The sequence below is a fragment of the Symmachiella dynata genome (genome assembly GCF_007747995.1).
Lineage (GTDB): Bacteria > Planctomycetota > Planctomycetia > Planctomycetales > Planctomycetaceae > Symmachiella > Symmachiella dynata.
Genome location: NZ_CP036276.1, coordinates 2,514,517 through 2,527,701, shown reverse-complemented (window position 1 = coordinate 2,527,701; position 13,185 = coordinate 2,514,517). Strand labels below are relative to the sequence as shown.

Annotated in this window: 11 protein-coding genes; 1 reads left to right on the top strand and 10 read right to left on the bottom strand. The window is 54.1% G+C overall.

Going from position 1 to position 13,185, the window contains the following annotated elements:
• Nucleotides 1-283 precede the first annotated feature (283 nt).
• Entirely contained in the window at nt 284-1,450 is a 1,167-nt protein-coding gene (locus Mal52_RS09725; protein WP_145375733.1) for a hypothetical protein, read from the top strand.
• A gap of 582 nt (nt 1,451-2,032) precedes the next feature.
• Here Mal52_RS09725 and Mal52_RS09720 read toward each other — a convergent pair.
• From Mal52_RS09720 to Mal52_RS09675, 10 genes are all read right to left on the bottom strand, one after another.
• Nucleotides 2,033-3,517 (bottom strand): sulfatase, encoded by a 1,485-nt coding sequence (locus Mal52_RS09720; RefSeq protein ID WP_145375732.1) that lies wholly within the window; start codon nt 3,515-3,517, stop codon nt 2,033-2,035.
• 244 nt (nt 3,518-3,761) lie between these two features.
• Nucleotides 3,762-4,592, bottom strand: a complete 831-nt coding sequence (locus Mal52_RS09715; protein WP_145375730.1) for a hypothetical protein — start codon at nt 4,590-4,592, stop codon at nt 3,762-3,764.
• 350 nt (nt 4,593-4,942) lie between these two features.
• Entirely contained in the window at nt 4,943-5,917 is a 975-nt protein-coding gene (locus Mal52_RS09710) for a hypothetical protein (RefSeq protein ID WP_145375728.1), read from the bottom strand.
• Nucleotides 5,918-6,240: 323 nt separating this feature from the next.
• Entirely contained in the window at nt 6,241-7,011 is a 771-nt protein-coding gene (locus Mal52_RS09705; protein ID WP_145375726.1) for a leucine-rich repeat domain-containing protein, read from the bottom strand.
• Nucleotides 7,012-7,043: 32 nt separating this feature from the next.
• Nucleotides 7,044-8,027 (bottom strand): leucine-rich repeat domain-containing protein, encoded by a 984-nt coding sequence (locus Mal52_RS09700; RefSeq protein WP_197534783.1) that lies wholly within the window; start codon nt 8,025-8,027, stop codon nt 7,044-7,046.
• Nucleotides 8,024-8,578 (bottom strand): leucine-rich repeat domain-containing protein, encoded by a 555-nt coding sequence (locus Mal52_RS09695; RefSeq protein WP_145375722.1) that lies wholly within the window; start codon nt 8,576-8,578, stop codon nt 8,024-8,026. The genes Mal52_RS09700 and Mal52_RS09695 overlap by 4 nt, the downstream gene beginning before the upstream one ends.
• Nucleotides 8,579-8,610: 32 nt before the next feature.
• Nucleotides 8,611-9,453, bottom strand: a complete 843-nt coding sequence (locus tag Mal52_RS09690) for a leucine-rich repeat domain-containing protein (RefSeq protein WP_145375720.1) — start codon at nt 9,451-9,453, stop codon at nt 8,611-8,613.
• Between the two features lie 32 nt (nt 9,454-9,485).
• Entirely contained in the window at nt 9,486-10,571 is a 1,086-nt protein-coding gene (locus Mal52_RS09685) for a leucine-rich repeat domain-containing protein (protein WP_197534782.1), read from the bottom strand.
• A gap of 62 nt (nt 10,572-10,633) precedes the next feature.
• Nucleotides 10,634-11,350 (bottom strand): leucine-rich repeat domain-containing protein, encoded by a 717-nt coding sequence (locus Mal52_RS09680; RefSeq protein ID WP_145375716.1) that lies wholly within the window; start codon nt 11,348-11,350, stop codon nt 10,634-10,636.
• 39 nt (nt 11,351-11,389) lie between these two features.
• Nucleotides 11,390-12,886, bottom strand: a complete 1,497-nt coding sequence (locus Mal52_RS09675; protein ID WP_145375714.1) for a rhamnulokinase — start codon at nt 12,884-12,886, stop codon at nt 11,390-11,392.
• Nucleotides 12,887-13,185: the final 299 nt, after the last annotated feature.

Here is a 13,185-nt window from a genome sequence, read left to right as displayed (position 1 = left end):
ACCGCCATCTGGGTCCGAATGACGGAAGACTCTTAAAACGCAAATACCGCATGACTGGCCGATGTCCTACGGCAGTCACGGGGATTAGGATCGTCATAGCCGGAATGACCGCATCACCGATTCGCCCCTGAACTGGGGTGCTATACAGGGGGTAGGAACGGGTCGTTCCAATTATTCCGTTTGTGCGGACTGATGCACTTTGTTGACCGGCTGCGCGCGGTTTTGGCTAAAGTCGCCCGATGGCAGCAGTGCTCTCAAAACGCCGCATCGCTACAATTTTAAGATGCCCCGCCTCCTCTACGGTAATTTTGATTTCGAACACCATTTGACCGGCGCCGGCGCTCCGTCTCCCGACTCCAAACTGGGCCGGATCAATGCGGAATTGACGCCCGCACTGATCGCGCTCGCGGATGAAGAGGACTACCTGTGGTGTCCGGCACCATTTGATGAATCCCATCTCAATGACCTCACTGCAGCGGGGATGCCGCGACCACGACTCGTGACCGCCGGGGCGTCCTTACCACGGGACCTGAGTCTGGTTCCGTGGGGTTGGTCAGACGTCGCTCTGAAGTTGGCAACACAAACCGGTGCATCCGCCGAGCATCCGCCGTTAGAAGTTGTGAAACAGGCGAACTGCCGCCGTGTCGCCTATGAATTGGAAACCCGCTGGAATTGCGGCCTGGATGGCGCTGCCGAAATTTGTCATCTCGATGAACTGGCAAGGGTGATCGAGCAATCAGCGAACTTCTCCCTCGGTTGGGTGCTCAAAGCACGCTTTGGCATGTCGGGCCGCGAACGGCATCTTGGAAGCGGCGTGGAGGTCGAGACGCCGACCATCAACTGGGCCAAAAAACGACTCGCGCGCGATGGAGCGGTGCTGTTCGAACCGTGGGTGCAACGCATCGACGAAGCCGGGCTGCAATTTGAGATTCCCCGGGACGGCGAACCGCAGTTGTTGGGCATCACGCCGCAATTGTGCGACGCAACTGGTCACTACCGCGGAAGTCGGCTCACGATTTCCGCCGCAGCGGCCACCGCTTGGCAAACAGCGGTCGACGTGGGACGGCGATTAGCAGTTCATATGCAACAAACCGGATACTTCGGCCCGTTGGGCATCGATGCCATGCGGTATCGCGATCAGCAGGGAGAAATCCGCATCCGTCCACTGCAAGATATCAACGCCCGCTTGACGATGGGCCGGTTGGCCTGGGGGTTTCGGCGCTGTCTTGTCCCCGGTGAAGCGGGCGCCTGGTTGCATTTCCCTTTTCAACCGTTGGAGGGATCCGAAGATTCCCCATGGGAGCACATTCGCCGGAAACTCCCCGCCGACTGCCGCATCATACCGACTTCACCGGCCACTATTGGCGGACAGCCGCCGAAGCTGATGCACCTGATCGTGGCAGCGCCTACGGAAAGCGCGCTGGCTGATGTGGAGCAGCTGCTTGTTTAGGAGCACACCCGACTCGCGAATGTTTTTGGGTTTTCAACGGGCTGTTAGCTGCCTGTGACTTCAGCCGCGCATAAAAAAACCCCGCTGGGTGAGCGGGGCGGGAGAGTTCACGCGGTTGGTGTGTTTGCGTGAGTTGTTGTCTTGTGTTGTATGACAGTCTCTTAATGCAATCGTGATGCCAATCGATTTGCCCGGGCATTATTCTGTATGAAACAGCAATACCGCACCACGGATAACTTCAATCGAGGGCAACACTTAACGCGTTTGGTATTTTCTTAAACCATCACGAAACCGTCTTCCCTCGCTAACGCCAGCATGTGGGCATTTGGCAACACCGCCGCCAGGGATTTGCCATAACCCGAATTCTCTCAAGACGATGGATCGCGCGCTGCCGTGCTCAGCCGTGTTGTATTTCGGCAACATTAAAACCGTAGCTCAATTGTGAATCGGGCTGCGCGCCATTTGTCTAAATTACAGATGTCGCTGCGCACGACCGCAAGCGGTCGGTTTGGGAGACGTGGTGCTTGGGACCCACCTGCCGTGGAATCGAGAACGTCCTGGGACGTACGGTTCAGCAACCGTTTATCGTGGGCCAATTTTTGATCTTGGAACTCTGCGGGTTTTGCGGTTTTGGATTTGATTCACGCCGGGGGGTTTGCGCTTCGCATCGGCGATGCGTTCTTTGAGTTGCTTAGACAGCTGCAGGGCCAACTCGGCGAACTCCGGCTTGTTGGCCAGATTGACCATCTCCTCTGGGTCCGTTTGGTGGTCATACAATTCGGCACCGTCTTCTCCGTCGGGCCCCCAATGCGTGTAGCGATATCGCGGTGTGCGAATGCTGTATCCGGAGTCGTACTGCGTGAGTGCGGAATCGCGGGGAGTTTGTGTCGGATCTTTCAGCACCGGCACGAGACTCACGCCGGGTAGATAGTCCGGAGTTGTCAAACCGGTCATTTCGGCCAGCGTGGGATAGAAGTCGACCATTTCGGCGAGTGCACTGGTGATGGCTCCCTTGGCTGTGACACCGGGGCCGGCGATGATCAAGGGGACGCGCGCCGCATTTTCGAAAAGCGTCGTTTTTTGATAATGGCCATGTTCTCCCATGTGATAACCGTGGTCCGACGTAAACAACACGATCGTATTGTCCGACAACCCCGCTTCATCCAGTGCATCGAGAATGCGGCCGACTTGGGCATCGGCAAAGGTGATCGAGGCATAATAAGCTTGAATCGCTTGGCGGGCGAGTTTGTCCGGCAGGTTTGAGTTTTGCTTTTTTCGTCGAATCGCGCGGACCGCTGGTTTGGGGAGTGTATCCAAGTAGCCGTCAGGGACAGTTGGCACGCGGATCTTATCCAACGGATACATGTCGAAGTATTTCTTGGGCGCCACGTAGGGCGTGTGCGGACGATAGAGTCCCACCGCTAGATAGAACTGCCGTTTGTCAGCGGCATACGTCTGCAGCAATTCGGTGGCGTTCGTGGCGGCGATGCCGTCGGTCTGTTCTTCATCGGTCCCCTCAGCGGCCAGCCAACTCATCGTTCCGCCGAACTGGCCTGGAATGAGACTGAAGATCAAATCCTCTTCGTCTTTGTCGCGACCGCGGGGATTGATGGTGTAATCCCAGGAGAAGGGATCATCATGCCCGCTGGTGCCGATGTGCCGTGGAACGCCGTAATGATAGATCTTGCCGATGCGCGTGGCGAAATGTCCCTCACTGCGGAACATTTGCGACATCGTTTTTACGTTGGGAACTGTTTCGCGAATATAAATGCTGTTGCGATGAATCAAGGTTTGGTCGGGATACAACCCGGTCATGAAAGACGCGCGGCTGGGTCCGCACAACGGGTATTGGCAATAGGCGTTGGAGAAACGCACGCCCCGCTGCGCCAATCGATCGATGTTGGGCGATTTGACTTGTGGATGCCCATAACAACCGAGGTCGCAGTTGAGGTCATCGCAAATCAAAAACAAAACGTTCGGCTTGTCGGCATCGGCGGCTGCGAGAGTTCCGGCGTCAGCCACAATCGCGAACAACACGCCAAACAGCAGAACCAGGGAAACGCGCATTGCGAGAGCCTTTCGACGAAGAATGACAAATGATCATTGAAGACCTTCAACAGAATCGCTCCTCAGTCTGTGCAGTCGTCGCCGGTTTGTCAAATCGCCGTTGCCTGCGGTGATGCAGTCCCGTCGCGGGCGGAGCAACATGGGGGACGAATATTTACTTGTGCGGAAATGCTAAAACCCCCGTCGCGACGAAGTCGCAGACGGGGGTTTGATTTGGAGTTGGAGTTGAAAAGAATCGTCACATTTATTTCAGAGCGGTGATTGCACTGTCGCTATTCACTTGCACCTCCGTACTACGGGCTTCATTGAGTAACCGGTCGATGAATTTCTTGGCAGCGATATAATCGGCGGCTGACATGTCGGCGACTTGAAACCGCAGTTGCTCCCTCATGTAGGAGGCCAGTTCGTTGACGTCGCGGTGCAGGTTGGTGCCGGCTCCCGATTCTTTTGTTGTGGGGTTAGCGAAGATTTGTTCAAAAGCGATACGGTAGTCTTCGAACTGTGTGTCGAGCAGGACTTCCGGCCATTCGATTTCTCCGGTCAGGCGATTGAACTCGTCATCATCCAATCGGTTCTCCGTCTTTGGGCGTGCTTCTCCGTCACGCGGTTGGGGACGGCGCCGTCGGCTAAGCCGGGCATTTTGACGTTCCCGCCATTGCCGTTTCAGTTCGTACCGCGTTTCAACGCTCAATCGATGGTTTTCGATGGCCTTTTGGCGAGCCTCTTCGAGGTTGATCAAGGCTTCGGACGTATTGCGGTTGAATTCGCCCAATGAACGAATCACTTCAGCTTCGCCGACCAGCGGATCGACAACGAATCCTTCGTCGATCGGGGCGAAAGGATCGCTCACAAATCCCCCCCGCGGCCCGTAACCATAATAATCACCGTAGTGACGACCATGATGGTGGCCGCGGTGATGGCCGTGATGTCGACCGTGGTGACGACCATGATGCCGGCGGCCGTGATGTCCACGCTGGCCGCCACCGCGACGTCCACCCGTTTTGGAATCGGCTTCGGCCACACTTGATAGTGTCAGGAGGCAAACAACGGCAGTCAGATGAATGAGGGTTTTCATGGCATCCCTTTAGGGTTGTGATCGAGTCTGTGTTTGAGTGGGGGAGAGAATGTTTCGTGTTTGCTCTACTCGGTAATGCCCAATTCCAGCAGCGACGCGCCACGGTTTGGCAATTTTTGGCAGAGAATTTTGATTTCGCCGGAGAAACCATCGTGTGGTTTTTAACCAGCTACATCTCCAAGCGGAGTTCCGTCGCAAATGTTGCAGTGCGATTCAAAATAAATGCTAGGGCCGGAAGTTTTTCGAGCATCAATTCGCCGTAACCCATTACTACAGAGTAACATAAAGAAAACCGCCCGAATCAGAATTGATCCGGGCGGTTGAAGTTTTCACAAGTTTTGCGGTCGAGATTACGCTTTAGCGAACAGCAGGCCCTGGGCACCCGGTTGGGCGTCTTTCATCAGGAATCGCCATGTGCCGTTGTTGTACCAAGTGAAATAGGCTTCCAATTTGTCCGTTTCAGTCATCAACAAGGTCAGACTGTTTCCAGCCAACGTGTAGCGGCCAACGGACTTGTCGGTCTTCGAGCCATGCACGTGGTAGAGCACAAAGCTCCCGTCGGCGTTTAGGGTTAGCTGAAACGTCGAGTTGTCCGGTGCGGTCGACCGCCATGTGCCGACGTGTGCCGGTGTCGGTTGCTGCTGAACCGGTGCTTGCGGCGTTTGTTGTTGAACCTGCGGCTGTTGAGCCGTTTGCCATTTGGTGTGGTTCCACAAGTCTTCGTTATTGATCGCCAACTCGGCCAAGACTTCGATGACTTTCTTCACTTCTGCCGGATTCAGGCCATCGTTTTCCAAGGCTCGGCAAACGTAAATCCGCCGGGTTTTTTCGCTGTAGGCAAAGTGAATCGGGCCGTATTGGTGGTTGAAATTCAACATCTTCTGCATTTTTTCGGCGGGAATCGAAACGCCTTCTTGCAGCGTGTTCAGCGACAGGGTGACCCAAAATTGAGCCTTGTTGGGGCTGATCACGAATGCGTATGGCAGATTCCATTCCCCTTTTTTCAAGGTGGTCTTAAAGACCCCATCGCCCAGGTCCTCGGATTGATACCCCATCAGCATCAGGAAATTCGGGATCTCAGCAGGATCCAACGCCCGGCTTGGTGGTTGCGTTTGGGTGGGCGGTTGCTGCGGAGGAACCGGCTGCACTGGGGATTGTTGCGGAGGACTCGGCGGTGTTGCGTTTTGTGGTGGCGCGGGATTGAAGACTTGTTTCAAGCTGTCGGAAGAAAACAGGTCGTCCGCCGCGGGAGTCGTCGTCGCCGTGCACAACAGGGCTGTGGCAACGCAAAGGGTGGTCGTCAGTCGAATGAAAATTTGTCGCATGGGGTTCACCTCGCTGGGGTTTGGGTCTGTCGGATTGATTGTTTAGTTTGTGGTGAGGAGCAACTGTTTGCTCCCTCTACCCAGTGAAGCGGAGTGACCCCGAATGCGTTACAAGACATCTTGAAACCGACGGATGCCCGAGAGGTGAATTCGCCGTAAGTGGCAATGCAGTAAAAGATTGCGAATCTCATACAAAATCAATGGGTGGCCATGATCGCTTCGCAATCAGGGCGGGCGCAGCCCACAAAAAGCCGCCGTTGTGGGGAGAATTCCCCGTGACCGGCATAGGAATGCTCTAAGCACAGTCGCAATCGCCGGAGACGCTATTTCGCTGGAGGCGTCCAGCGGATATCACAACCATGCAGAGCTAACCGAAGGGCCCAGTATCCGTCTCGCGTGACTTGGGTGTTACAGACAGAGAGGTATCTGAGGGTCTTCAGCTCACCGAGCGACTCGACCCCGACGTCGCCGATCTGCGTGTTATTCAGCGAGAGGGCCACTAGTTTGTTCAATCCCTTGAGATGCGCAAGTCCCGCATCAGTGACCTGGGTCTCATCCAGCGAAAGGAGTTGAAGTTTGCTGAGTCCTTGCAGATGCTTAAGCCCGGCGTCAGATACTTGCGTGTTTTTCAGGCTCAGCCATTGCAGGTTGGGCAATTCCCGCAGGTGCTCAAGCCCGGCATCGGTGACTTGGGTCTGATCCAGCGAAAGGTCCCAAATTTTTTTCCGTTTTCGCAGTCGAGCAAGCCCCGCGTCGCCGACTTGTGTGTTGTTGAGAATCAGGATCTGTAAGTTGGTCAATTTGCGAAATTGCTCAAGTTCCGCATCGCCGACCTGGGGAACTGACAGACTGATCGCATCGATTCGCTCAAACAGGACCAAATAACGATCATCGACCGCTTCAGGAATCCAGCGAGGACGCACGATCCCCGTCCGTGTCAATCCCCCCAATTCATCGATTTTAGCGATCGCCACTTGCTCACAATAATACGGCCACCAGACGGCCAGCACAGCACTACTCACCGCCAACAGCACGACGATGAGCAGTATCACGCGTTTGCGCGGTCGTCGGCGTTTGGGGGTGGTTTCGGTCATGGCGGCCGCGGTCTCGTGTCAGTGGTTCGGCGTTATTCCGATGGCGGTGTCCATCGAATGTAGCAAGGACAGGCTTGTTTGAGTTTATCGATCCCGGCTTGCGTCACGTGAGTGTTTTCGAGTGAAATCTGAATAAAGTGAGTCAACCCTCGAAGATGCTCAAGCCCCGCATCACTGATTTGTGTGTTGTTGAGCGATAGCTGATCAAGTTGGGGAAACCCATGAACATGCTCAAGCCCCGCATCACTAATTTGGGTGTTATCGAGCGTAAGTTGTACTAGTTGGGGCAATTTTTGAAGATGCTCAAGTCCAACGTCGCTGACTCGGGTATCGTTGAGATTTAGACTGTTTAGATTTGACAATCCTCGAAGATGATCAAGCCCAGCGTCGCTAACTTGGGTATTTTCCAGCGATAGAACTCTCAGGTTCTTTACCCCCCCGAGATGCTCAAGCCCCGCATCGCCGACTTGGGAATCGTCGAGATATAGATAAGCCAGGTTGGTCAGCCCCCGGAGAGACACCAGCCCCGAACCGCTGACCTGGGTGCCACCCAGCCGAAGTTCCGAAAGGTGATTCAGCCCTCGAAGCGACTCAAGACCTGCATCACTGACTTGGGTATTGTTGAGATCTAGATCTTCAAGGTTGGCCAACCCTTGGAGATGCTCAAGCCCGGCATTGCCAACCGGGGTGTTGTTGAGCTGCAGTGTTCGTAGTTGTTTCAATCCGCCGACGTGCTCCAGTCCCGTATCGCTGACTTGGGTGTTCGATAAATTGACAAGAATAACTCTGTTGTAAACGGCCAAATTCTCGTCGCCAATCGACTCTGGAATCCAGCGGGGACGAATGATTTCCGATTTAGCCATTCCGCCCAGCCGATCAATTTCAGCAATTGCCTGCTGTTCTCGGTAGGCCGGTCTTCGCAGCGTCAACACGACCCCGCCAATCAGCAACACCACAGCAAAAAGCAACATGATGCTCATACGCGGCAGAGGGCTTTTTGGGGTGGCTTCGGTCATGGGGTTGATGGCCTCCAGTGAATCTGGCATTCGGGAAGAGCAGCTTGTAGTCTCTTAAAACCTGTTTCCGTGACATGTGTGTGATGAAGCCATAAAACGTGCAGGTTTTTCAGTCCTCGAAGGTGTTCCATACCATCGTCACCGACCGGTGTGTTGTGCAACGATAATTGCGAACAGTCTGTCAACCCTCCGACGTGCTGTAAGCCTACATCGCCCACTTGCGTGTTATCTAGCCACAGGATTTTAAGATTCGTCAGCCCTTGGAAATTCCCGAGATCTTCGTCAGTGATGTGAGTCTCGGTTAAGTCAATGTGGTAGACCCTTTCGAACAGTGGCATTATTTCACTAGCCAACACGTCAGGAATCCAGAGTGGAGGTGCAAACTCCGACTCCGTTCTTCCACCAAGTCGTGCAATCTCAGCAATGGCTGTCTGATTGCGGTGATACGGCACCCACACCATCATCATGCCGCATCCGACAAGTAAAACGATGGCGATGACCACTAACGTGCCCGTGCGCGGCAGACGGCTTTTTGGGGTGGTTTCGGTCATAGGGCACGCTTAGTTGTGTTCGTGGTTCTGTGTTATTCCGCTGATTGTATCCAATCAATTATGCAATTGGGGTGAGTTTCCTTGAGTTTTTCAATCCCAGCTTTTGTAACCTGGGTATATTCCAGTGATAGACTCTTAATGTTGGGCAGTTCCCGAAGATGCTCAAGTCCCGCATCACTGACACGGGTATAATCGAGGTCCAAGTTTGTAAGTTCTGTCCGACCTTTGAGACCTTCCAGCCCCGCGTCAGTGACTTGAGTATTATTGAAGGAGAGGCAATGTAGTTGGACTAGCCCTCGGAGTCGTTCAATTCCCGCATCAGTGACTTGGGTATTGTCGAGGTACAAATTGTTAAGCTTGGTGAGTCTGCGGAGATGGACCAGCCCGGCATCGCTAACTTGGGTCCCGTCGAGTGACACCCAGTATAGGTTAGTCAGTCCTCGGAGGTGTTTCAGCCCTGCATCACTGACTCGGAGATCGTTGAGAGAAAGATTATAAAGACTGGTCAATGCTTGAAGATGTTCAAGCCCAGCATCACCAACTTGTGTGTTACCGAGCCAAAGGGTTCTAAGATTCTTCAGTTCTTGGAGATTCCTGAGCCCCGCGTTACTGACTTGAGTATCAGATAAATCAATGTAATCGACTCTCTCGAACACCCACAAATACTCATCGTCCACCACATCTGGAATCCAAGCAGGACGAATGATCTCTGCTTGAATTTCGCCTCCAAGCTTTTCAATCTCAGCAATTACCGTTTGCTCACGCTGATAAGGCACCCACACCATTAATGCTCCACCACCGATCAGCAACACCACAGCAAGAATCAACATGATGCCCGTGCGTGGCAGACGGCTTTGGGGGGTGGTTTTGGTCATGGGGCACGTTTAGTTGTGTTCGTGGTTCGGTGTTATTCTGCTGGCGGTGTCCAATAGATTTCGCAATCGGGTAGGGATTTTTGGAGTTTCTCGATTCCGGCTCTTGTGACTTGGGTATTATGGAGGGTCAGGAGTTGAAGGTTGGTCAGCCCTCTCAGATGATCTACACCAGCATCACTGACTTGAGTGTCGTCGAGCCACAGGTTTTCGAGTTTCGTCGCCCCTGGGAGTTGCGCTAGCCCTTCGTCACCGACTTGAGTATCACGAAGATCTAAATTCTTAAGCTTCGTCAATCCGCGGAGCTTCTGAAGTCCCTCCTCACTGACTTGGGTCATTGCGAGAGAAAGCTCTTTAAGCTTGGTTAACCCGCGGAGTTTCTCAAGTCCCGCATCAGTGACTTGGGTATTTCGGAGGTCAAGCTCCCATAGGTTGGGCAGCCCATGGAGATATTTAAGCCCTGCATCACTGACTTGGGTATTACCGAAGTCTAAACTTTCAAGATTTGTCAGACTTCGGAGGTGTTCAAGGCCAGCATCGCTGACTTGGGTGTTGTCGAGATGTAGGTATTCGAGTTTGGTCAGCCCTTGCAGATGCTTAAGCCCAGTATCACTGACTTGGGTATTACCGAAGTCTAAACTTTCAAGATTTGTCAGACCTCGGAGGTGTTCAAGGCCAGCATCGCTGACTTGGGTGTTGTCGAGATGTAGGTATTCGAGTTTGGTCAGCCCTTGCAGATGCTTAAGCCCAGTATCACTGACTTGGGTATTACCGAAGTCTAAACTTTCAAGATTTGTCAGACCTCGGAGGTGTTCAAGGCCAGCATCGCTGACTTGGGTGTTGTCGAGATGTAGGTATTCGAGTTTAGTCAGCCCTTGCAGATGCTCAAGCCCAGCATCACTGACCTGGGTATCGGATAAATATATTTCCGTTACTCTCTCAAGTACTTCCAAATACTCAACATCCACCGCACTTGGAATCCAAGCAGGACGAATGACCTCCGAAAGAAATAGGCCATCATGTCTCTCGATTTCAGCAATCGCTCGCTGTTCCTGGTGATAAGGCAACCACACCATCAATGCCCCACCGCCAACCAGCAACACCACAGCAATCAGCAACATGATGCTCGTGCGCGGGAGGCGGCTTTGGGGGGTGGTTTTGGTCATGGGGCACGCTTAGTTGTTTAAGGGGTTTCGTGGTATTCTGCCGTCGGTATCCACCCGATTTTGCAACCGGGTAGTGCTTTTTGGAGTTTCTTGATTCCGGCTCTTGTGACTTCCGTGGTGAAGAAGAGGTTCAAAGTCTCAAGGTTGGTCAGCCCATGGAGATGCTCAAGTCCTGAATCACTTACTTGGGCTCTTTCGAGTTTCAGTCCAGAAAGCTTGGTCAATTCTCTGAGATGCTCAAGTCCCGCATCGCTGACATGGTTGTTGGTGAGTGATAAATGCTGAAGGTTCGTTAGCCCTCGAAGATGTTCAAGCCCTGCATCACTGACTTGCGTATTTGTGAGCGCCAAATTTTCAAGGTTTGTCAGCCCCCGAAGATTTTCCAGGCTAGCATCGCTAATTTGCGTGTTTTCGAGTCTCAGTGTCACAAGACTTGTGATCCCACGGAGAGACTCTAAGCCAACATCACTGATTTGAGTGTCATGTAAATCAACTTGCCACACTCGTTCAAATGGTTTCAAATGCTCATCGTCCACCGCATTTGGTACCCAGAATGGACGAATGATCTTCGATTCTGTTGTTCCGCCAAGATTCTCAACTTCAGAAATCACCGTTTGATTTCGATGATAAGGCACCCAAACCATCACCCCTCCGCCGCCAATCAGCAAAACCACAGCAATGAGCATCAGCGTACCCGTGCGCGGCAGACGGCTTTTGTTGGTGGTTTTGGTCATAGTGAACGCTCAATTATGTCAGTGGCTACCCCCGGCAGATTACCGCCGGGGGATGGCGAGTAGGTCGTGGTAGCGGCGATAGGCTTCGTCCCAGGCGTCGACGTTGTCGGGTTGGTAATGCTTCAATTCGACCGAGCGGGCGACGACTTTGCGGATGTCGGACAGACTGCCGACGGCTCCGTCGGTGCGGGCTTGGATGAGGACGTTGCCCAAGGCGGTGGCTTCGACCGGACCGGCGACGACGGGGCGGCGACAGGCGTTGGCGGCGAATTGGCAGAGCAAAGCGTTTTGCGTGCCGCCGCCGACGATGTGGATCACTTCGGTCGTCACACCGGTCAGTTCTTCCAGCCAGCCGAGCACCATGCGGTATTTGAGCGCCAAGCTTTCCAGTGCGCAGCGGACGATTTGTCCTTCGGTTTCCGGCTCGGGCTGTCCGGTGCCGCTGCAATAGGCGGCGATGGCGGTCGGCATGTCGTCGGGCGCGAGAAAAGCGCTGTCGTCGGGATCGAGCAACGAGCGAAATGGCTGCGCGTCGCGGGCGAGGTTTTGCAGTTGCTCGTAATCCAACGATTTGCCCTGTTGAGCGAATGCCCGGCGAGATTCTTGCACCAGCCACAATCCGGCGATGTTTTTCAGCAGCCGGTAGGTGCCATCGATGCCTCCTTCGTTGGTGACGTTCAATTCCAGCGCGCGGTGCGAAACGATTGCTTCGGGAACTTCGACTCCCATCAATGACCATGTGCCGGAGCTGATGTAGGCCCAATTCGGTTGGCCGGTGTGTTGCGTGGGGATGGCGGCGATGGCGGCGCCGGTGTCGTGTGTTGCCGGAGCGACGACGTTGATTCGCCCCAAGCCGGTTTTATGCGCGACTTCTCCGCGGAGCGTTCCCAACTTCGTCCCCGTGGGGACGATTTCGGGAAAGATATTGGTCGGAATTTCAAACTTGCGCAGCAGGTCATCGGCCCAGGTGCCGGTGTTGGGGTCGAGGCATTGAGTGGTGGTGGCGTTGGTGAATTCGATGACCTGGCTGCCGGAGAGCAACCAGTGAAAAAAGTCGGGCATCAACAACAGTCGCTCGGCGGCATCGAGAATTCGCGGCTGCGCATGCCGCATGGCGACCAATTGGAACAACGTGTTGAACGGCAGAAATTGCAGGCCGGTTTGTTCAAAGATTTTGTGTCGGGGAACGTGGGACAAGGCGACGTCCATGATGTTGTCGGTGCGGGCGTCGCGATAATGGTAGGGAAGCCCCAGCAGTTCATCCCCCTGCCCCAGCAGCACATAGTCGACGCCCCAGGTATCGACACCGACCGAGACGATGTCTTTCCCAAATTTTTCGGCAGCGATGGTGAGTCCGTTTTGGATTTCATTCCAAAGCGCCAGCACATCCCACCGCAAAGTCCCGGCGACATTGACGGCGCCGTTGGGAAATCGGTGCAGTTCTTCCAGAGTGACTTGGCCATTTTCGACATGACCGGCAATGACGCGGCCACTGGCCGCTCCCAGGTCGACGGCGAGGTAACAAGGGGTGGACATGGTGTAATCTTTCCGCAGTGTAATTTGAGGCGAGCGGCGGCAAGGAATTGTGAATTTCTGACGCAGGTTTTATGAATTTGAAACGTTGATCATATCGCAGCCCGCAAAAGGCTGTCTAGCGCGTTGCGCGGTTTGTGTGTTGGGCGAATCGAATTCTTGGGGCGGATGGATTATCATGCCGGGGCGATGATAGCGGTGGGGACGTTGGATGAGCGTGCGGCCCTCACCCCGGCCCTCTCCCAGAGGGAGAGGGGGAAAAGAGAAAAGGAACGGCCTGGATCTTGCTGAACGGGCGTTGC

Excerpts from the sequence above, each read along its gene's own strand:
- Mal52_RS09705 (WP_145375726.1), bottom strand. The coding sequence starts at position 7,011 with ATGACCGAAACCACCCCCAAACGCCGACGACCGCGCAAACGCGTGATA.
- Mal52_RS09690 (WP_145375720.1), bottom strand. The coding sequence starts at position 9,453 with ATGACCAAAACCACCCCCCAAAGCCGTCTGCCACGCACGGGCATCATG.
- Mal52_RS09715 (WP_145375730.1), bottom strand. The coding sequence starts at position 4,592 with ATGAAAACCCTCATTCATCTGACTGCCGTTGTTTGCCTCCTGACACTA.
- Mal52_RS09720 (WP_145375732.1), bottom strand. The coding sequence starts at position 3,517 with ATGCGCGTTTCCCTGGTTCTGCTGTTTGGCGTGTTGTTCGCGATTGTG.
- Mal52_RS09675 (WP_145375714.1), bottom strand. The coding sequence starts at position 12,886 with ATGTCCACCCCTTGTTACCTCGCCGTCGACCTGGGAGCGGCCAGTGGC.
- Mal52_RS09695 (WP_145375722.1), bottom strand. The coding sequence starts at position 8,578 with ATGACCGAAACCACCCCAAAAAGCCGTCTGCCGCGCACGGGCACGTTA.
- Mal52_RS09725 (WP_145375733.1), top strand. The coding sequence starts at position 284 with ATGCCCCGCCTCCTCTACGGTAATTTTGATTTCGAACACCATTTGACC.
- Mal52_RS09685 (WP_197534782.1), bottom strand. The coding sequence starts at position 10,571 with ATGTTGCTGATTGCTGTGGTGTTGCTGGTTGGCGGTGGGGCATTGATG.
- Mal52_RS09680 (WP_145375716.1), bottom strand. The coding sequence starts at position 11,350 with ATGACCAAAACCACCAACAAAAGCCGTCTGCCGCGCACGGGTACGCTG.
- Mal52_RS09710 (WP_145375728.1), bottom strand. The coding sequence starts at position 5,917 with ATGCGACAAATTTTCATTCGACTGACGACCACCCTTTGCGTTGCCACA.
- Mal52_RS09700 (WP_197534783.1), bottom strand. The coding sequence starts at position 8,027 with ATGACCGAAGCCACCCCAAAAAGCCCTCTGCCGCGTATGAGCATCATG.